Here is a 19,901-nt window from a genome sequence, read left to right on the forward strand (position 1 = left end):
GGGAGAGACCTCCAGTTCACCGAACTGGAGGTTGTCATGTCCGTTCCATTTTGGGCTTGGGTGGCAGTACTCGGCTTCATCGTCGCTATGCTTGCGGTCGATTTGTTCGCCCATCGGCGAGCACACGTCATCGGAGTGCGCGAAGCGGCTGTCTGGTCCGGTATCTGGGTCGCTTTCGGCGTTGGATTCGGTGCACTGATCTGGGCCACCGCCGGTGCCGAGTTCGGCCAGCAGTACTTCGCCGGCTACCTGATCGAGAAGTCGCTGGCGGTCGACAACGTGTTCGTGTGGGCCATCATCTTCACGTATTTCGCGGTGCCCAGGGAGTTGCAACACCGCGTCCTGTTCTTCGGCGTACTCGGTGCGCTGGTCTTTCGTGGCATCTTCATCGCCGGGGGATCTGCCCTCATCGCCAGCTTCAGCGCGGTGCTCTACCTCTTCGCCGCCTTCTTGATCTTCACCGGATACCGCATGGTGCGTCAGCGCAACGAGCATCTCGATCCCGAACAGTCTCGTACGCTGCGGTTGTTCCGTCGCTACGTTCCCATGACCGACGCGTTCTACGGGCAGAAGTTCGTGGTGCGCATCGGGGGCGTTGCGTTGGCCACTCCGCTGTTGGCGGTGCTGGTCCTCGTCGAAGTCACCGACATCGTCTTCGCTGTCGATTCCATCCCGGCGATCTTCGCCGTCACCGACATCCCCTTCCTGGTGTTCACCGCCAACGCATTCGCCATTCTCGGACTGCGGGCGATGTACTTTCTGCTCGCGGACCTGATGCACCGATTCGTGTATCTGAAGGTGGGACTGGCGTTGGTCCTCATCTGGGTCGGCATCAAGATGGCACTCAAGGTCGACGTGTTCTACATCCCCACCGCCGTCTCGCTCGGTGTCATCTCGTCGATTCTCGCGATCTCCGTGATACTCAGTTTGCGAGCCACCCGAGGGCAGGATGCGCACCCGCAGGTCGACCTGTCGGCGTCTCCGTTCCGGACGGCGACGGAAACGGAACTTGTTGCGGCTCAGCCTTTATCGAGCAGGCGCGGTCGACGGAAAGACCGTCTGTAGCCTTCGCATCGGATGTTGGGGCGACGCCGCACGGCCGCGGTGTCGCCCCAGCAACGACTTACTCAGAAGGTGGGCAGGTTTCCTGCTTCGAGGGCTTCGGTGAGGGTGGGGGCGGCTTTGTCTTTGGCGGAGAGCTCGTAGGTGAGAGGCGATCCGTCGCGGCCGGTGGTGGGCCAGTCGATGCCCAGGGCGGGGTCGAGGGGGTTGATGTCGCGGTCCAGTGCCGGGGTGTATTCGAGGCCGCACAGGTACATGACGGTGGAGTTGTCTTCCAACGACAAGATGGCGTGCCCGAGGCCTTCGGAGAGGAACACTGCTCTGCGGTCGATGTCGTCGATCAGCACGCTGTCCCATTGCCCGAACGTCGGGGAGCCGACGCGCAGGTCGACGATGACGTCGAGGAACGCTCCGCGGGCGCAGGTGACGTATTTCGCTTGCCCGGGTGGGTTGGTGGTGAAGTGGATTCCGCGCAGCACTCCGGCGGCGGAGACCGAGCAGTTCGCCTGCTTCAGGTCCAACGCTCGCCCGGTCGTTTCGGCGAAGAGGCTCGCTTTGAACCATTCGAAGAACACGCCGCGGTCGTCACCGAACTGGCGTGGGGTGTATTCGTAGGCGCCGGATATTGTCAGTTCACGGAAGGTCATCGGTTTCCTCGGTCGATCAGGTCGAGCAGGTAGCGGCCGTAGCCGGATTTGACGAGTTTCTCGGCGCGGGCGCGCAGTTCGTCGTCGGTGATGAATCCGCGTCGCCAGGCGACTTCTTCGGGGGACCCGATCTTGAGTCCTTGGCGTTGTTCGATGGTGCGCACGTAGTTCGAGGCGTCGAGGAGGGAGTCGAAGGTGCCGGTGTCGAGCCAGGCGGTACCGCGGGGGAGGACTTCGACCTGGAGGCGGCCGGCGTCGAGGTAGTGGCGGTTGACGTCGGTGATCTCGTATTCGCCGCGGGCGGAGGGGGCGAGGTCGCGGGCGATGGCGATGACGTCGTTGTCGTAGAAGTACAGGCCCGGGACGGCGTAGTTCGATTTCGGGGCGGTGGGTTTTTCTTCCAACGACACGGCTTTTCGGTTCGCATCGAATTCGATGACGCCGTAGGCGGTGGGGTCGGAGACCTCGTAGGCGAAGACGGCTCCGCCGTCGATGGTGTCGAAGCGTGAGAGTTGGGTGCCCAGCCCGGGGCCGTAGAAGATGTTGTCGCCGAGCACCAGGGCTGCACTGTCGGTGCCGATGTGCTCGGCTCCGAGGACGAAGGCTTGGGCGAGGCCGTTGGGCTCGTGTTGGACCTTGTAGGTCAAGGAGATGCCGAATTGGGAGCCGTCGCCGAGCAGGCGTGCGAACTGGTCGGCGTCCTGGGGTGTGGTGATGATGAGGATCTCGCGGATGCCGGCGAGGATCAGGGTCGAGAGGGGGTAGTAGATCATCGGTTTGTCGTAGACCGGGACCAGCTGTTTGCTCACTCCCATCGTGATCGGATGAAGCCGTGAGCCCGTGCCGCCCGCCAGAATGATTCCCCGCATGAGCCCGAAGTCTTCCAGACCCTCCGATCACCCGCTCGGTCGTGCACCTTCGTTTCCGGCGCGCGAGGTGGCAACTGCCCATAGACTCCGGCCAGCCCTGCCCCGTTCCGACGGATCCGCCCGTCGACCGAACAAAGGACAAGCCACGTGACGACGAGTAGCCAGATCGCCACCGGTGCCACTCAGATCACCGAATTGATGGCCGGAATGACCGACGCCGAACGCGCGTCGGCCACGCCCTGCACGGAGTGGACAGTCGCTGACTTGACGGACCACCTGGTGCACACCGCGGCCAACCTGGTGACGATGGCGCGAGGTGGGGAGATCGACTGGTCGGCCGCACCCGAGCCCTCCTCGGATCCGGTTCCGTTGTGGACCGCCCGGACCCGCGAACTGCTGACCGAGCTCGACGCAGGTTCACCGCTGCCGGCCGGCATGGTCGCTGCTGAACTGTCGGTGCACGCGTGGGACCTTGCGACCGCGCTCGGGCGCGGTACCGACGACTTCGACCAGACCGTGGCGGAGGAGGGGATGGTGTTCATGTCGGCCAATATGACCGATGAGCGCAGGGGTGGTGCCTTCGATCCCGAGCAGCCTGCACCCGACGGAGCAAACGCGTACGAGCGCATCGCGGCTTTTGCCGGGCGTACTGTTCGACGGTCCTGACACGTCCAGCGGCGCTCACTCCCACGGGATTCGATAGGGCTGAGACAGGGCTTCGGTCGTCGATGTCGGCCATTCCGACGGCCACACGATCAGCGGATCGGCTGTGAGCTCGTCCACCTCCGGAGGCAGCGGATTCGCGTCCACCTGGATTCGTTCCCAACAGCATTCACCCGACGCGACGCGGCGTGCGTAGTGGATCAGGTCGGCCGACGCTCGCGGTGAGGACGCCACGCGGGCCAGTAGTTCGGTTGTGACGGTCCGGGTTTTCAGGTCTGCGTTCGAGGCGCGTGTACGCATGGCTTCGAGCTCTCCGCAGGATGCCATCAGTCGGTCGTAGGCAGCGCGGGCGTGCGGAGGCAGGGACTCGATCATGCGTCCCGCCATGGTTCGTCGCCGGTGCCGACGGAGAAGTCCTCGTCCGGTGTGTCGAGTACCGGTCGGATATCCGCGGTCTTGCCCGCTTCGACGGCTTGCGTGCCGTAGTCGAGGAGGTCGTTCAGCGGTCGCAGTGTGTCGTCGATCTTCTGGCCCACCTGGCCTTCGGGGTCGCCGAGCGCGTCGAGGAACCCGCCGAAGTCGTCGACCACCTGCTCGATCTTCACAATGAGATCCTTGGTCAGATTCATTGCCGTCAAGCATATTTCGATGATGCTCTCCACCTGCCATGCAGTGCCGACCACCGGCACTTTCTTGAGCACGACCTTCAGTGCACCGCGAGCGTTGTCGACGGCCACTTCGGACTCGAGCAATTCGACGATCTTGCGGACCACTGCCAGCGCTGCGCCACGAAGTTGCTCGGCGATGGCTGTACAGATTGCGGCGATCGTTCGGCCGGCATGCCCTTCCCATCGCATTGCGGCGAGTTGTCGGTCGGCATAGTCGGTGAATGCCTGGGCGGCTGCACCGTTCCAGTGACCGTCGACGCGGCGTACTCCTGCAGCCAACGACTCGGCTGCGGCTTCCATGGCGTCGCCCGCAATCTGGTACGCCTGACCGATTCGACGGATTTCGTTCCAGTTGCCGGTGACAGGAATGGTCGCTTCGCGTAGCGGACTCCACCCGGAGAGTTCGAAGATCGTTCGGTCGATCTCGCCGAGCCACTCGGAGGCATCGGCGAGCACGTCGCGGATGTCGTCGATGGCGGGATTGGTTGGAGGATAATCGATTCCGTGAGGATGACCGTAGTCAGCGGCACCGTCGAATTCGTCTATATGCCCGGCCGCGGCGTGATCCGAACTCCCGCGGTCGCTGCCGGGTAGCGGTGGCACAGATGTGTGGGCGTTGAGCAGGTCGTAATTCTTTCGATCTTGATCGGCATACAACCAGGCAGCTTTGTTCAGCTCGGCCCCCATCTCGCCGCAGTTGGCCGACAGGTGAACGTGTCGGGTGCGGGTCATCTCTTGGAAGCGCGCGATATACGGACGGAGCTTCTTCAGAATTTCTCCAACCACGTTCTCGCCGAGGCCCGCATTGTCGAGCAAGTAGTGGTGACTGGCCAGGGTATCGGCACCGATGCGATCGAAAAGATTACCGAGGCCGGCGATGTTTGTTGCGTCCGCCGAAAGGAGTTCTTTGGTCATTGCGTCACACCGTCGGGATCGCTACGGCGGAGTGTGGAAATGATGTCTTCGACGACCGAATGATCCACTGCCCCGTCGACAGCGAGGTCCCGCTTCACGAAGAACACGGCGACCGTCGCCGTCGCGAACCCGGGCACGGCAACGACATCGAACGTCCCCTCCGTGGGGTCACAGTCGGTTCGCTTGTGCACGCTCGATGCCGTGACGGTGTATCGCACAGCAGGCTCGCCTGCGACCTCGATGTCGCTCGGCTGCGAGTACTCGATTCGAGGCGGTGCGGCGGAGTCGTCGCCGAAGATGATCTCCGCGCCTCGTGCTGCGTCGAGCGCTGCGGTGTGCAGATCCATCCCGCGGCGTCCGGTCATGCCGGACATGGCAAGCGTCGACCCGTCGGATTCCGGGCAGTAATTGCTCCCGAAATCTCCGATCGAGCCGTAGACGACCGATCGACCGGCATTCGACCAACCCGCGATTCCGGTCGAAAAGTTTCGCCACTCTGCTGGTATTTCGTAAGTCCAGCCGAATTTGGTGGCGATGGGCTGCGGCTGCCCGTCGGGCACCTCGATTTGCGGTGGCGGGCGTTCCATCGACGGAAAACCCGGCGGCAGGGGCGGCGGCACGGTCGTCGAGCCCGTGGGTTTCGGCGACACCGGTGGCAGAGCCCGTACACCCTCGTACGGTCCCGGTACTTGCGGAGCCAGCTGCGGAATTGCCCACATGAACCCGAACAGCAGCGTTATCAGTGCCGCGAGACGGACAAGAATTTTTCCCAGACCCATTGACGTACTCCCCCCGAAGTCGAACAGAAGCTAGCACGCGCGCCCGACAAGAACGGCCCACACGAGCATCCCCCGGTAAAGTGCCTGTTCATGAGAATTCTCGTCACGGGTGGGGCCGGGTTCATCGGCGCGAACTTCGTACATCAGACCCTCGCGCAGCGCCCCGACTCCCAGGTCACCGTGCTAGACAAGCTCACCTACGCCGGCAACAAGGCCTCCCTCGAGCCGGTGGCCGATCGCATCGACTTCGTACACGGCGACATCGCCGACGCCGATCTCGTCGACCGCCTCGTCCGCGAGACCGATCTCGTCGTCCACTTCGCCGCCGAATCCCACAACGACAACTCGTTGACCGACCCGTGGCCGTTCGTGCACACCAACGTCATCGGCACCACCACCCTGCTCAACGCGGTCCGCGAACACGACGTCCGCTACCACCACATCTCCACCGACGAGGTCTACGGCGACCTCGAACTCGACGATCCGGCGAGATTCACCGAATCGACCCCGTACAACCCGTCGAGCCCGTACTCCTCGACCAAGGCGTCGAGCGATCTGCTGGTCCGCGCGTGGACCCGCTCGTTCGGCGTCCGCTCCACCATCTCGAACTGCTCCAACAACTACGGCCCGTATCAGCACGTGGAGAAGTTCATCCCGCGTCAGATCACCAACATCCTCAGCGGATCACGCCCCAAGCTCTACGGTGCCGGGCAGAACGTGCGCGACTGGATCCACGTCGACGACCACAACAGCGCCGTCTGGGCCATCATCGACGGCGGCCGCATCGGCGAGACCTACCTCATCGGAGCCGACGGCGAAGCCAACAACCGCACCGTCCTCGAAGCGATCCTCGAAGAAACCGGCAACGCACCCGACGCTTTCGATTTCGTCACCGACCGCCCCGGCCACGACCTGCGCTACGCCATCGACTCCACCAAGCTCCGAACCGAATTGGGTTGGACACCAACCTATGTCGACTTCCGCGCCGGATTGAAAGCGACCGTCGACTGGTACCGCGACAACGAGCAGTGGTGGCGACCGCAGAAAGACGCCACCGAAGCGGTCTATGCGGCGAAGGAGTCCGTACTGAATCGCTAGTTGGCAGTCGACTGTTTGTGAGGCGCTGGAACGCGAGAGTGGCTGTGCACCAGCATGTTACGGAGCGCTCGCGAACCGGATGCAGCGGCGATCACGCCGGCCAGTACCTCGCACAGAGTGAACACGAGTCGCGAGGCCAGGGCCAATCCCAGTGCGACACCGGCGTCCATGAACGGCGACAGTGCTGCGACCACCACGGCTTCTCGGACACCGATGCCGGACGGCACCACCACGACGAGCACGCCTGCACACATTCCGAGTGCGAGTGCGCCGATGCACTCCACCAGTCCACCGATCCGGAAACCGGCGGAGCTCGAGGCGAGGATCCACAGGTGGGTGCCGTAGAGAACCCAACTTGCGGCACACCAACCAAGTGACAACGCTATTTTGCGCGTCGTCAGCGGCGACTGTAGCGGCGCGCGGCGAAGGACCTTCAGCGCCAGATTCACCAGGCGAGTCAGGATAGGTGGGTACGCGCAGGTCAGGGCAATGGGAACCAGCACGATTACCGCCACCGCAGCGATGGTGCTGACATCGAACAGTGCAGGAAGGCCCAGAAGACCGACAACCAGCGCGGAGGTCGTGCTCAGTCCTACGGTAACCAGAACCGCCACGAATCCTGCAGCTCGGGTGACACCGGCGCGTCTGACCAGCTCGGTCTGAAGAACGAATGCCCAGACACTGCCGGGCAAGTATTTGCCCAGTTGCCCCACCAGGTAGCAGCGGGCGGCGTCGAACGCCGGGATGGGATATTCCAGTGCCCCGAGTGCGTGCTGCCAGGCCCGCACCGCTGCTCCCATGCCGAGGAACACCAGCAGCGACGACCCGAGCAGTGACCAGATTCCCAGCGACAGAATGGTGTCGCGGACCTCGGACCACTGGGATCTCACTGCCAGGACGATGGCGACGACGATCGCCGCGGTGACCGCGACGCGCAGTACGGTGCCGGCAATCTTCTTTCCGCGCGAGGCCGCTACTTCCTCCGTCATCTGATCAAGGGTTTGGTGGACAGATTTCGCCACCACTCGAAGGCCGTCGCGGTTGTTTCGTTCAGAGCGGCAAGATCGGGCAGGCGGCCGTTCGAGTATGCCGAACCGACGATCTCGACATCCGACTCTGCGTACCCCTTTCGCGTCATGCCGACCGAGTTGGCTCCGTGCAAAACTCCTGGGTTCCCGACGACGGTCGCGAATGGCGGGATGTCTTTGGTAGCGATACCGCCCATACCCACCATGGCACCAGCGCCCATGACGCGGCGCTGGTGGATGGTGCTGTTCATGCCCATGTTGCATCCGGGCCCGAGAGTGACGTGACCGCCGAACGTCACGCCTGGCGCTGCGATCGTGTTGTCCCCGAGCTGTACGTCGTGTCCCACCGAGATGCGATTCATGATGAACGAGTTCGCTCCGACGACGGTGCGTCGTTCGCTTCCCTGATGGACGGCGGTGAGCTCGCGGATAACTGTGTTCTCTCCGATGTGAATTCCGCACCCGATGCTGGGTGCCACGTAGGACGAGAAATGCTCGAAACCATTGATTTCTGGGGGCGAACCGAGGACGGTCTGCGCGCCGATCCAGCAGTCGTTGCCGACCTCCAGCGGTCCGGTCAGCACTGCGAAGGGGCCGATGGTGACCCGGTCGCCGATGACCACGCCCTCGCCGATGACGGCGGTCTCGTGGATTCGACAGTCCTGGCCTATGTCGATCGGCACCTGAAATCGGCCTCCCACGTCTCTGTTGGATTTACTGCGCTGTTGTAGAAAATAACGTTACGCGCGGCAAGGCTTGTGACCGGGACCTCGTGGCAGGCGATAGTGTCGACGGGTAAAGATGCGAATCGGTACGGTTTTCCGTCGCAGCCAGATCGGTCCGAGGGGTATGTCAGTGATTGCAATTTCCAGTGTCGTTTTCGGCGAGGATGTCGAGCGTGAAGTACTCGACACCCTTCGTTCGGGCATTGTCGCGCAGGGTCCCAAGGTCAAGCGCTTCGAGGAGCAGTTCGCTGAGCTCGTCGGTGCCGGCCACGCAGTGGCAGTGAACAACGGCACGACCGCCCTCGGTGCGGCGTTGGAAATTCAGGATCTGCAGCCCGGTGACGAGGTCTTGACCAGTCCGTTCACATTCGTCGCGACGTTGAACGCAATTTTGGATGCGGGTGCCATTGTCCGATTTGCCGATATTTCTGCGGATGATTTCAACATCGACCCGGTAGACGCGGCCACGCGAATTACCGATCGCACTGCCGTACTGATGCCGGTTCATCTGTACGGCCAGTCTGCGGACATGGCCGCGATAGGCGATCTTGCGCAGCAGCACGGCCTTGCCATCGTGGAGGATGCGGCGCAGGCGCACGGTGCGACGTTCGACGGCCGCGGAGTCGGCACGTTCGGGCTCGGCTGTTTCTCCTTCTATGCCACGAAGAATTTGACCACCGCCGAGGGCGGCATGATCACCACCGACGACGAGGCCGTCGCCGACCGCTTGCGAGTCCTGCGCAACCAGGGGATGCGCGCCCGGTACCAGTACGAGGTCGTCGGTCACAACTACCGGATGACCGACTTGCAGGCCAGCCTCGGTCTACCCCAGCTTGCCGGCTATCGGACGCAGGTCGAGCAGCGTCGGCGCAACGCGGACATGCTCACCACCGGGTTGAAGGACGTTGCCGGATTGACCTTGCCCGCAGAACTCGAGCGCAGAGGGCACGTCTGGCATCAGTACACCGTGTTGGTCGACGAGGACGCCTCGATCGACCGCGACGAGCTGAGCTCGCGACTTGCCGATGCGGGTGTGGGGAGCGGAATCTACTACCCGAAGACCGCGTACGACTACGACTGCTACCGCGAACACCCGAACGTGGTCATCGAGGACATGCCGGTCGCCACGTCGGTCTCCCAGCGGTGCTTGAGTATTCCGGTACATGCGAACTTGACCGTCGATGAAATCGACACCGTCGTGTCGGCTGTTCGTTCGGCGATGGGACAGTGATGAATCCTCGGGTTGCACTGGTCGGATCGGGTCGCATGGGGTCTCTGCATGCCAGGGTCATTGCCCAGTCGGATCGCTGCGATCTGGCTGTGCTGGTCGAGCCACGGGAGAGTCAAGGTCGGGCTGTCGCCGAGCGCTTCGGCTGTGACTGGGCTGCGGAATTCGACGACCTCGCTGGTATCGATGCGGTGGTCATCGCTGCGGCGACTCCTGCTCATTACGACATCGCGTCGAGAATTCTCGAACTGGGTAAGCCAGTGTTGGTCGAGAAGCCCTTGGCCGCCACGTACGAGCAGAGTGCTGAGCTCGTGGGCAAGGCTGCGGCCGGAGACATCCCGTTGATGTGCGGGTTGCTCGAGCGGTTCAACCCCGCGGTGCGTACAGCGCGTGAGTTCGCGGGTGACGTGTGGCAGGTCAACGGCATTCGACATTCTCCGTTCGTATCGCGAATCTCGACCGGTGTGGCGACCGATCTCCTCATTCACGACGTCGATCTCGCGATTTCTTTCGTCGGTTCCGAACCGAAATCGGTTGCGGGGGAGTTCGGCTACTTCCATCCGGCATCGAAGGAAAACCATGCCGAGGACTGCGCCGATGCAATCCTTCGCTTCGAATCAGGCGCTGTGGCAACGATTTCTGCGAGTCGCATCAGTCAGCGCAAGATCCGGCAGCTGTCGCTGCTCGAATCCGACCGGCTGATCGAGATCGACCTTCTCCGCCGCGACATCACCGTCTATCGGCACATCGACGACGACATGCCGTCCGATCGAGACGGATACCAGCAGCAGACGATCATCGAGATCCCCACCATCAGGTACAGCGAAGAGCCGCTCTCGGCTCAGCTGAATCACTTCCTGGACCTCGTCGCTGGATCAGGAGATGTTGCAGCAGAACGTGACTCGATCCTTCCGGCGCACCGTGCGGTGGACGAAGCGACGAAGTCGGCGGCTCACTGATCGACCGGTCGGCGTCGCCTGACGCCGACCGCGACCGATTGCGCAACCGCAACCAGGAGACCGCCCGCGGCGAGTGCCACACCGCCGGTGGTGCCTGGCGGCGCGTACTCGATGGTCGCGGTCTCGCCGCCTTCGGGTAGGACCACCTGAAGCAACCCTCCCTCGGTTGCGCGTACCTCGGCCGGGGCCCCGTCCACGGTTGCCGTCCAACCGGGCCAGGCGAGCAAGGCAAACGTCACGACACCGGAGCCGTTGTATCGCACAGTCTCTCGGGTGTCCGTCGCGGCATCGTCCGCAAGAACGGTGACGCCGTCGCTTGCAGCGGACAGTCGCCCATCCGGCCACGCCAGCGGCGTGTTGCGGTGTGCGACGGTGACGACATCGGCATTGGTGGTCGTCCAGCGGTCGCGTGGAAGCGCATCGAAAGCGTGTAGATCTCCGTAGGGGCCACTGTTCTGAACGATGATCGTGTCGAGCCGGAGTGCATCCGCCCATGACACGCCGGTTCCGGGTGCCGTTGCCATCAACCTGTCCACTGCGTCCGGGCAGGTGACTCCGCCGTAGTAATTCAGGCACAGCGCGTCGACGAAATCCTCGTAACTGATACCGGCGTAGCTGTTCACGGCATCCACGCCGGAGGCTTGCCACGCGTTGCCGAACACCAGATCACCCCATTGCGACGTGGGAGCGTCGTCGGGAATGGAATCCGTGTCGGCGATCGCGAATGTGTTGCCGGTGTACCTGCTGTCCAAGCGGTCTTCCAGAAACGCAACCTGGCGGGGAAAACGCCAGGGTGTGACGTTGTCGTTGCTCTGGAACCATGCGTTCGTCTGAAGCGCGAGGGTGGCCACTATTCCCACGACGAGGACGCCGCCGAAGACGCGTGGTGCTCGATAGGCTGCGGTGACAGCCGCTATCGTCAGCACGCCGCAGACCAGCAGTGCCAAGGCATGGATGCCGAGGTCGTCCGGAACACTCGACCACGCCAGGTAGAACTGCAGCACCAGAAGTGCAGCCGTGATCGAGGCTCGGAGTCGAAGCCTTTCCCGGTGCAGACCGGCGCTGGCCGCAACCGCTGTGACAATCAGTAGGGGCAATTGGCCGTATTCGATCAATCTGATCGGCCAGCGAAAAAGCCACAGGTTCGACGGTCCGAGTAACAACACGGCATAGACGCCTGCGAAGACGGCCAGCGATACGGCACTTTTCCGCAGGTTACCGAGTGTGCGCCACCGGATCCACGGGCTCAACGGAACGAGAAACCACACCAGGTAGCCGATGGGGACGGTCATGAAGCTGGCCCCGAACGACTCGACCATCGGCAGATGAGTCGGGCTGCTGACGTTGATCAAATCGCCCAGTCCGGGGCGGAGGGTTCCGTCGTTGGACACTCCGGACTGGTTTCGCACCGACACATCGGTGGTGAAGGCGAGCGGGAGGTAGACGATCAAGGACATCGCCAGGATCGATACTCCGCTGACGATCAGCGACAAGATGCGCCGATAGTTGCCCAGCGCCAAGACCTCTGCGATGACAGCGAGATACACGACGGCGACCGCGACGGCACCGTACGGATTGCCGGTCGTCATGGCCATGAAGCCGAAGAAGATGGGAACTATTGGATTCACTCGGCCGAGGGCAGCGGACCGCGTGGACCACCAGACGTGTGGGATCCACGCGAAGGCGAACAGGCCCGACGCCCAACTGGAGGCACCGAAGTACAGCGTGTAGCCGGCGAACGGCATCGCGAAACCGGCCACGAACGCCATCGACGTTCGTGCGCCGTACTGCTTCGCCAGGATGTAGACGCCGACGGCGAGAATCGCCATGAACTGCATCTTGACCAAGGTGATGCCGATGGCCAGATTCGGAATTGCCGCGATCAGCGCGGAATTGGCCAACAGCAGCGGGTTGTAGGTGCCGTAGAGCGCCTCGGCGGTGACGTTTCCGCCGGCCCACAGTTCCGGCAGCAGCGTCGGCCACGATCCTGACAGCAGTCGCTCGCCGATCACCCGCCATCCCGGTGTGAACGCCGCTGCACTGTCGTCCCAGTAGTAGAACCATCGGTTCGTGAGCATGGGGATCGCCGCGGCGACCGCGACGGTCAGGGCGAGAACCGCGGGCGGCAGTACACGCGCAGCCCAGGGGCGATCAGAAGTCACGAAACGCCTTCGTCGGTGATGGTCGGTGAGCATCGGACAGTCCGTTGCAGCGTAGTGTTTCGTCCGTTCGTGGTTTTCGACAGGCGCTGAAAGGGTGACTGTGTTCTCTGGTCCCGCTCCGAGTTCGCGGCCGGACGCGGTCGAATTGTCGGTGGTCATACCTGCCCACAATTCTGCCCGAGTCATCGAATCCACTGTGGATGCCTTCGTCGAGTACTTGTCCGGCAGTCCTGCGGAAATTATCGTCATCGAGAACGGTTCGACCGACTCCACGGCAGACATCTGTGCACGGCTTGCGGCTGATTGGACTCATCCCACCGTCGGGCTGTCCGTGCTGACCAGCGCCAAGGGCATGGGTAACGCGCTTCGACTGGGCGTCGAGCAGTCTCGCGGCGACCGCGTGCTGCTGACCGCCGACGATCTTCCATTCGGGTTCGACGATCTGAACGCGGCTGCGGAATGGACCTCCGAAACCGGGTCGACTCCATTGGTGGCCATCGGCTCGAAGGCGCATCCGGAGTCTGCTGTGCAACGTGGGGTGCTTCGCGCAGTGATGACCTTCGGTTTCACGTCGCTCCGCAGAATCGTGCTGGGCACTCGAACGAAGGACCCGCAGGGAACGTTCATCGTCGATGGCACCCTTCTGCGTGCGGTGGCTCCGCAGCTGATCGAACCGGGTTTCCTGTTCACCACCGAATTGGATTACGCGGTGGAATTGGCCGGTGTCCGTCCTGTGGAGCTGCCGGTTCGTCTGTCCGAATCGCACCGGAGCGAGCCCAGCCGGGTTGCGATCGGGGATGTCGTGAAGATGGCCCGGGGCCTGCTGTCGTTGCGAGGGCGGCGTCACGAACTACTGGCGGCCGCACAAGCCGGTCGTCAGGCTGTGGACGCCTGAAGCGATCCGCTCCGGGCTATTGCGAGTGACCACTCTCTAAGTTATGGTTTCGTCATTCTATGACGGAGGTCACATGAACCCGAACATCCCTTTCGATGTCGTCATCGCCGGCGGAACCGTGTACGACGGATCCGGCGGCCCTGGAGTTCGGGCGGATGTGGGCATCGTCGACGGCGTCGTGCGGGCCGTGTCGTCCACTCCCCTCGAGCCGAGCGCGACGACCGAGGTGGTCGATGCCACCGGCAAGTGGGTCACGCCGGGGTTCGTGGACGTACACACCCATTACGACGCAGAGGTGTTGGTCGGGCCGGGTCTCGAAGAATCCGTCCGGCACGGGGTCACGACGGTTCTCCTGGGCAACTGTTCGTTGTCGACGCTCTATTCCACTCCGGTCGACATCGCGGATCTGTTCAGTCGGGTCGAGGCGCTGCCGCGAGATCATGTGCTCAAAGCCGTCGATGCGCACAAAAATTGGAACAGTCCCGACGAGTACATCGCAGCCCTCGAGCGCCTGCCTCTCGGGCCCAATATTGCTGCATTGGTGGGTCATTCGGATCTACGGGCGCATGTCATGGGGCTCGACCGCTCGACCGACCGCAGTCAGAAGCCCACCCGCGAGGAATGGCGTGCCATGTCCGACGCGCTCGAGAAGGCGCTCGATGCCGGGCTGCTCGGAATGTCGACCATGACGAACCCGTGGGACAAGTTGGACGGCGATCGATACCGGTCTCGTTCGTTACCGTCCTCGTATGCCCGGTGGAGCGAATTCCGTTCTCTGCACAAGATTCTGCGTCGACGCGGTCGGCTGTTGCAGAGCATTCCGAACCTGAACACCAAGTACGACATGTTGTTCTTCCTCGCCTCGGCCACCGGGGTCGGCCGCACTCCGCTCAAGATCTCGCTGCTGGCGGCGGCCGATGCCAAGGCGTCGCCGTGGATCCATCGCGTCTTCGGCCCGCTCGCCCGGATGGTCAACGGCCCGGGCAAGGGCCAGTTCCGCTGGCAGCACCTCCCCACCACGTTCGACGTGTATTCCGACGGCATCGATCTCGTGGTGTTCGAGGAGTTCGGCTCCGGCCGCGCCGCACTGCATCTGCGAGAAGAGTTGGGCCGCAACGAGTTGCTGTCCGACGAGGCCTACCGCCGCTGGTTCCGTGCCGACTTCGAGAAGAAGTTCAGCTCGCGCGTCTGGCATCGCGACTTCGCCGACGCCGAGATCACCGAATGCCCCGACGCCTCGGTCGTCGGAAAGAACATCGCGGAGGTCGCGGCCGAGCGCGGTGTGCACGTGGTGGACGCATTCCTCGATCTGGTGGTCGAGCACGGCCGAAAGTTGCGCTGGCACACGACGGTTGCCAATCATCGCAAGCGGCAGATGGACAAGCTGATCAATCAGCCCGGGGTGACCGTTGGTTTCTCCGATGCCGGCGCTCATCTGCGCAACATGGCGTTCTACAACTTCGGCATTCGGTTGCTGCACCGTGTGCACGACGCGCGAAACGATCGCCGGCCGTTCATGACCGTGGAGAAGGCAGTGCACAAGCTCAGCGGCGAACTGGCCGACTTCTACGGTGTCGACGCCGGTCACCTGCGGGTGGGGGACCGTGCCGATATCGTCGTGATCGACCCGGAGGGCCTGAACGAGGATGTCCTGGCCTATCGCGAGGAGACCATGCCGGAATTCGGTGGCCTGAGTCGCATGGTCAATCGCAACGACCGAGCGGTCACCGCCACTCTGGTCGCGGGCCGAGTGGTGTTCTCCGGCGGCACCTTTGCGCCCTGGTTCGGTGTGTCGGAGCGGGCCGGTAGCTTCCTGCGGGCAGGCACTCCCACGGCCCCGCGACGCCGGGAGCGTGTGTGAGTGGCGAGTCAACACCAGCGCCGAACCGAGACCATCGGAAAACTGCTCGACGCGACTATTGCATCGTTGTGCGAGAAGGGCTACGCCGCAACCAGTGTCAGTGAAATCGTCAGCCGGGCCGGGGTGTCGTCCGGTGCCATGTTTCGGCATTTCGACACCAGGCTCGACCTGATCGTCGCCTCAGCCGACGAGGTTCGTCGACGTCAGTTCGAGGAGTTTCGCCGCGGCCTGTCCGGTTTCGGGAGCGCGTCCATCGAGCACTGTCTCGAACTGCTCAGAGCAGCGTGCCGCGCCCCGATCAACGGGGCCTGGTACGAGCTGTTGACCGCCGCCCGCAGCGACGACGAGCTGCGAGAGAGACTGCAGCCGTTCACCGTTCGATATCACGAGCAGATCGCCGAACTTGCTCGTGCGCTTCCCGTTGCCGGCGTGATCGATCCGCAGCATCTGGAAACGGTGGTCTTCAGCGTCGTCCACCTGCTCGACGGCGAGGCGTTGGCAGCCGGGGTCCATCCGCAGCCCGAGCAGGAAGCCATGCGGCTGAAGATGATTGCTCACCTGTTGCGCGGCGGCGCACTGCATGCCCTGACCGACGCGGGATGACTCACTGGACGGTATGCATCGCCGGTGCCGAGCTTCCCGTTTTCGAGTACGGGAACCCGACAGCCCGCTCGACGGTGTTGCTGGTGCACGGCTATCCCGATAACCATCACGTGTTCGATCCGCTGATCACCGCGCTCGGCGACACGGTCCGGGTGATCGCCTACGACACACGAGGCAGCGGAGCGTCCGTGCTGGAGCCTGCGGCAGACGTCGCCATCGAGCAGCTGGCGCGGGACGCCTTCGCGGTGGTCGAGTCGATGCCGGGCCTGACCGGCAAGGTCCACGTCTTCGCCCACGACTGGGGGTCGGTCCAGATGTGGGAGGCGATGGCCTCGCCTCGGGCGAGCACCGCATTCGCGTCGTACACGTCGGTGTCCGGGCCGAGTCTGGATCATCTGCGGCAGGTGGCACGGGCGCGGTCGGTTCGGCCGCATCGATGGCCGTCGCTGGTGGGGCAGTTGGCCAGGTCCTGGTACGTCTTCGGGTTTCACGTGCCCGTTCTGCGAACGCGAATACCGGCTCTGCTGGCCCGACTGCAGGCCGAGGGCGAGCCGACCCCGACGGCGGCCGACCAGCAGCGCGGCATCGCGCTGTACCGGGCCAACGTGCTGCGGCGGGTGTTCCGTGGACCCGATCCGCGATGCGTCGTCCCGACCACCGTGGTGGTCCCGGCACACGACCCGATGCTGTCGACGAACCTCACCGACGGTCTCGATCGGTGGATCCCCGACCTGCGCGTCGTTCACGTCGAGGCGGGCCACTGGTGGCCGTACACGCACCCGGCCGACGCCGCTCGGGTGCTGCTGGAGAGGGTGCGCGAAGGGGAGTAGGTGGCGGGCAGTGCGGCGAGCGTCGGACGGATCGGCCTCGGGCTGTGCAACCATGGTCAGTGGTCTTCTTCTCGGTACGGCCACACCTGTGATCGCTCGAACTGTCACTACTCGAACTGGATGGGGTATTTCTCGGTATGGACGGCACTGCTCTCGATCGTCTCGGTTCCTCGGACGTGCCGGCTGCCGCCGGCGGTGACGATACGGCCGAACTGACAGTTCAGAGGCTTCTGTTCGACGGCCCGTCGCCCCTGGTCAGCGCAGACATGTACAGCGAGGTCCGCAAGGGCAACGCCGAGCGCACCCGCACCGGTGTCCGGATCGCCAAGCGCAGCGTCGTACATACCAACAGCTACTTCGGACGATTCCCGGCCAGCTACTGGCAGCGGTGGACCACCGTCACCGAGGTGGTCTTCCGGGCGACCGTCGCCGGTGCCGGCCGGATCGATCTGGTGGCCACGGACTACAAGGGTCACGAGCGCACGATGGCCAGCACCACCGTCGATTCCGCGAACGCGTCAACTCAGGTGGCCGTTCCCGTCGCCACCACGCAGTTCCTCGACGGCGGCGCGCTGTACGTCCGCTTCACCACCACATCGAGCGAGTTGTCGGTGCAGGACGCGGAATGGACCGTCGCCGCACCGGAGAAGCTGCGTCCCACCTCGGTGGTGATCTGCACGTTCAATCGCGCCGACGACTGCGCCAACACCGTCGCTGCCATGGCCGACGATCCCATCGCTCTGCTCGGTGTCGACAACGTCTACGTCGTCGATCAGGGCACCGATCAGGTGCAGACGCGCGAGAAGTTCCAGCGCGTCGCGGCCGAACTGGGCGACAAGCTCGTCTACATCACGCAGCCCAACCTCGGCGGCGCCGGCGGGTTCACCCGCGGTCTGTACGAGGTGCAGGGCAAGGGCGGCGATCCGGCCAACGTGATCTTCATGGACGACGACGTGCTGTGCGAGCCCGAGGCGATCGTGCGCATGAACTCGTTCGCCAACATGACCGTCGAGCCGGCGATCATCGGCGCCCAGATGCTGTACCTGCTGCACCCCGACCGCGTGCACGTCGGTGCCGAGGTGGCCAACCTGCAGAAGCTCGAGGCCGGAGTCCACGTCAAGAACGCGGTATCGGACAAGAGCGCATTCAAGCGCAAGCGTCAGCAGGACGTCCGCGTCGACGCCGGATACAACGGCTGGTGGTCGTGCCTCATCCCGTCTGAGATCGTCGGGCAGGTCGGCTACCCGTTGCCGCTGTTCTTCCAGTGGGACGACATCGAGTACGGATACCGTTCGCGCGCAAACGGATTCGCCACCGTCACGCTGCCGGGCGCAGCGGTGTGGCACGCCGACTTCGCGTGGAAGGACTGGGACGAGTGGCACCGCTACTTCAACCTGCGCAACGGCATGATCACCGCCGCCCTGCATATCGAACTCGACGGTAGGACGCTCGCCAAGCAGTTGTTCACCGATCTGCTCCGCTACCTGGTGTCGATGCAGTACGGCATGGCGTACACGCTGATCAAATCTGTCGAGGACTTTCTGGCCGGTCCGGAACATCTGCTCGACGGCGGCATGGACGCGGCCGGTTCCATCCGGCGTGAGCGCGCAGCGTACGGAGAAACCAAGCGGCACAACGCCAACGACGTTCCGGGGGTGCGTCCGGCCGATATGTTCATCACCCCGGCCGGCCCACACCCGAAGAAGAGCATGGAATTCGCCGTGCTCGCCAAGCGCGTCCTCAACCAGTGGCGCGGCACGGTCGATCCGGGCCCCGTTTCCATTTCGGCCGACGACGCGCACTGGTGGCACGTCTCGCTGTTTTCCCACGCGATCGTCACCGACCGCTCGCAAGAGGGCGTCCGAGTTCGCAAGCGCAACAAGGCACATGCCGTCGAGCTGCTCAAGCGCGGGGTGGCGGCACTCAAGCGTCTACGTACCGAGACACCCGCCGTGGCAGCGTCGTACCGCGCCGCCGTCCCGCAGCTGACGAGCCGCGAGAACTGGGCTCGTCTCTACGGGCAGTAGCTAGTTCGTGCGGACCTTGGGTGCCGTGCGAATTCGTACGACGACCTGTTCGTTGTCGGCGGTGTACCCGAGGTAGTCGAATTCGGTGCCGGTGCGTGCGACGAATTCCGTCCACGCCCGGTACTCGTGGTTGCGCCAGCCGGGGAAGTTGAAGTACTCGTCGAACACGATGACGGTGCCCACCGCGAGTCGATCGGCCACGAGGTCCAGCACGGTGACCGTCGACGAGTACAGGTCGGCGTCGAGGTGCAGGAAGGCCAACTTCTCGTGGTGGCCCTTCAGGAAGCCCGGCAGAGAATCCTCGAACAGCCCCGGGACGATCTGTGCGCCGGGCACTTCGGGGATCGTGTCCTGCTCGAACAGTCCCTTCGGAAAGCCCGTACGCCAGGTCTCGGGTAGGCCGGAGAACACGTCGAATCCGGCGACGACGGTGATGTCCTTACGCGACGCCAATTCCTCGGCGATGATCTCGAGCGTCGTCCCGCTGGCAACTCCGAACTCGAGCGCCATGCCGCGAATGGAGACCTCACCGAGTGCGAATCGCAGCGTGGCGTGCGGCCGCAGGAAGGTCGGGGCCTCCGGCATCATCTCTTCGGCAAACTCTGCGCTCTGGGCGGCGGCCTCGACGTCGGAAGCGTACGGAATGTCGCGACGCATCCGCATCTCGAGACCGCGAATGAAGGCGTGCAGATCGTCGATCTCACGTCGTTGACGTTCGAGGACGTCGAGCAATTTCGCTTGCTGATCGCTCGTCTGCTCGGCCAGCTGCGCGGTCTGCTGCGCCAGAACCTCACCGATTGCTCGTTGAAGTTTTTCTCGAGCCGACGACTTGATGCGATCCGCGAGCTTCCGAGGTTCCGTCATGGGCACACGGTAGCCGGT

The 19,901-nt window shown here is 63.7% G+C and carries 19 protein-coding genes; 10 read left to right on the forward strand and 9 right to left on the reverse strand.

Annotation, left to right across the window (positions count from 1 at the left end; genetic code table 11):
* The first annotated feature begins 36 nt into the window (after positions 1 to 36).
* Positions 37 to 1,065: a TerC family protein gene (locus J1M81_RS19670; protein WP_206498646.1), complete on the forward strand. Its 1,029-nt coding sequence runs from the start codon at positions 37 to 39 to the stop codon at positions 1,063 to 1,065.
* A gap of 62 nt (positions 1,066 to 1,127) precedes the next feature.
* Here J1M81_RS19670 and J1M81_RS19675 read toward each other — a convergent pair whose 3' ends face one another.
* Positions 1,128 to 1,709 (reverse strand): dTDP-4-dehydrorhamnose 3,5-epimerase family protein, encoded by a 582-nt coding sequence (locus tag J1M81_RS19675; protein ID WP_206498647.1) that lies wholly within the window; start codon positions 1,707 to 1,709, stop codon positions 1,128 to 1,130.
* Positions 1,706 to 2,578, reverse strand: a complete 873-nt coding sequence (rfbA, locus tag J1M81_RS19680) for a glucose-1-phosphate thymidylyltransferase RfbA (RefSeq protein ID WP_032401116.1) — start codon at positions 2,576 to 2,578, stop codon at positions 1,706 to 1,708. The genes J1M81_RS19675 and rfbA overlap by 4 nt, the downstream gene beginning before the upstream one ends.
* Positions 2,579 to 2,725: 147 nt before the next feature.
* Between rfbA and J1M81_RS19685 the strand changes: the two genes are divergently transcribed.
* A complete protein-coding gene (locus tag J1M81_RS19685; RefSeq protein ID WP_051364928.1) occupies positions 2,726 to 3,244 on the forward strand; it encodes a maleylpyruvate isomerase family mycothiol-dependent enzyme in 519 nt (172 codons plus the stop codon).
* Between the two features lie 15 nt (positions 3,245 to 3,259).
* Here the strand turns inward: J1M81_RS19685 and J1M81_RS19690 are convergent, their stop codons facing one another.
* From J1M81_RS19690 to J1M81_RS26465, 3 genes are read right to left on the reverse strand one after another with little or no spacing between them, the layout of a single operon-like run.
* Positions 3,260 to 3,616, reverse strand: coding sequence for a hypothetical protein (locus J1M81_RS19690; protein WP_206498648.1), 357 nt, complete (start codon positions 3,614 to 3,616; stop codon positions 3,260 to 3,262).
* Complete coding sequence (locus tag J1M81_RS19695) at positions 3,613 to 4,824, reverse strand: WXG100 family type VII secretion target (protein WP_206498649.1); 1,212 nt, start codon at positions 4,822 to 4,824, stop codon at positions 3,613 to 3,615. The genes J1M81_RS19690 and J1M81_RS19695 overlap by 4 nt, the downstream gene beginning before the upstream one ends.
* Complete coding sequence (locus tag J1M81_RS26465) at positions 4,821 to 5,603, reverse strand: hypothetical protein (RefSeq protein ID WP_241258282.1); 783 nt, start codon at positions 5,601 to 5,603, stop codon at positions 4,821 to 4,823. The genes J1M81_RS19695 and J1M81_RS26465 overlap by 4 nt, the downstream gene beginning before the upstream one ends.
* Before the next feature lie 90 nt (positions 5,604 to 5,693).
* Between J1M81_RS26465 and rfbB the strand changes: the two genes are divergently transcribed.
* Positions 5,694 to 6,701 (forward strand): dTDP-glucose 4,6-dehydratase, encoded by a 1,008-nt coding sequence (rfbB, locus tag J1M81_RS19705; protein ID WP_206498650.1) that lies wholly within the window; start codon positions 5,694 to 5,696, stop codon positions 6,699 to 6,701.
* Here rfbB and J1M81_RS19710 read toward each other — a convergent pair.
* Together J1M81_RS19710 and J1M81_RS26895 are read right to left on the reverse strand one after the other, a co-directional pair.
* Complete coding sequence (locus J1M81_RS19710) at positions 6,698 to 7,690, reverse strand: lysylphosphatidylglycerol synthase transmembrane domain-containing protein (protein WP_206498651.1); 993 nt, start codon at positions 7,688 to 7,690, stop codon at positions 6,698 to 6,700. The genes rfbB and J1M81_RS19710 overlap by 4 nt on opposite strands.
* Positions 7,687 to 8,412 (reverse strand): acyl-ACP--UDP-N- acetylglucosamine O-acyltransferase, encoded by a 726-nt coding sequence (locus J1M81_RS26895; RefSeq protein WP_230591547.1) that lies wholly within the window; start codon positions 8,410 to 8,412, stop codon positions 7,687 to 7,689. Before J1M81_RS26895 ends, J1M81_RS19710 begins: the two co-directional genes overlap by 4 nt.
* Positions 8,413 to 8,584: 172 nt before the next feature.
* On the opposite strand from J1M81_RS26895, the gene J1M81_RS19720 reads away from it, so the two are divergent.
* The gene (locus J1M81_RS19720) at positions 8,585 to 9,685 is read left to right on the forward strand and encodes a DegT/DnrJ/EryC1/StrS aminotransferase family protein (RefSeq protein WP_206498652.1); all 1,101 of its coding nucleotides are present in this window, start codon (positions 8,585 to 8,587) and stop codon (positions 9,683 to 9,685) included.
* Entirely contained in the window at positions 9,685 to 10,641 is a 957-nt protein-coding gene (locus tag J1M81_RS19725; protein ID WP_206498653.1) for a Gfo/Idh/MocA family protein, read from the forward strand. The genes J1M81_RS19720 and J1M81_RS19725 overlap by 1 nt, the downstream gene beginning before the upstream one ends.
* On the opposite strand, the gene J1M81_RS19730 is transcribed toward J1M81_RS19725, so the two are convergent.
* Positions 10,635 to 12,803, reverse strand: coding sequence for a hypothetical protein (locus J1M81_RS19730; protein ID WP_206498654.1), 2,169 nt, complete (start codon positions 12,801 to 12,803; stop codon positions 10,635 to 10,637). The two genes, J1M81_RS19725 and J1M81_RS19730, sit on opposite strands and share 7 nt — an antisense overlap.
* Before the next feature lie 94 nt (positions 12,804 to 12,897).
* On the opposite strand from J1M81_RS19730, the gene J1M81_RS19735 reads away from it, so the two are divergent.
* From J1M81_RS19735 to J1M81_RS19755, 5 genes are all read left to right on the forward strand, one after another.
* Positions 12,898 to 13,698, forward strand: a complete 801-nt coding sequence (locus J1M81_RS19735) for a glycosyltransferase (protein ID WP_032382985.1) — start codon at positions 12,898 to 12,900, stop codon at positions 13,696 to 13,698.
* A 73-nt stretch (positions 13,699 to 13,771) separates the two neighbouring features.
* A complete protein-coding gene (locus tag J1M81_RS19740) occupies positions 13,772 to 15,559 on the forward strand; it encodes an amidohydrolase family protein (RefSeq protein ID WP_032407818.1) in 1,788 nt (595 codons plus the stop codon).
* On the forward strand, positions 15,560 to 16,162 hold the full coding sequence (locus J1M81_RS19745) for a TetR/AcrR family transcriptional regulator (RefSeq protein ID WP_206498655.1): 603 nt from the start codon (positions 15,560 to 15,562) through the stop codon (positions 16,160 to 16,162). It abuts the gene before it with no gap.
* The gene (locus J1M81_RS19750; RefSeq protein ID WP_206498656.1) at positions 16,159 to 16,992 is read left to right on the forward strand and encodes an alpha/beta fold hydrolase; all 834 of its coding nucleotides are present in this window, start codon (positions 16,159 to 16,161) and stop codon (positions 16,990 to 16,992) included. The genes J1M81_RS19745 and J1M81_RS19750 overlap by 4 nt, the downstream gene beginning before the upstream one ends.
* A gap of 137 nt (positions 16,993 to 17,129) precedes the next feature.
* Entirely contained in the window at positions 17,130 to 19,019 is a 1,890-nt protein-coding gene (locus J1M81_RS19755; RefSeq protein ID WP_206498657.1) for a glycosyltransferase, read from the forward strand.
* Here the strand turns inward: J1M81_RS19755 and J1M81_RS19760 are convergent, their stop codons facing one another.
* Complete coding sequence (locus J1M81_RS19760; protein ID WP_032371676.1) at positions 19,020 to 19,883, reverse strand: TylF/MycF/NovP-related O-methyltransferase; 864 nt, start codon at positions 19,881 to 19,883, stop codon at positions 19,020 to 19,022.
* Between the last annotated feature and the right edge of the window lie 18 nt (positions 19,884 to 19,901).

Source organism: Rhodococcus sp. KRD175, assembly GCF_017168275.1.
GTDB classification, from domain to species: Bacteria; Actinomycetota; Actinomycetes; order Mycobacteriales; family Mycobacteriaceae; genus Rhodococcoides; species Rhodococcoides fascians.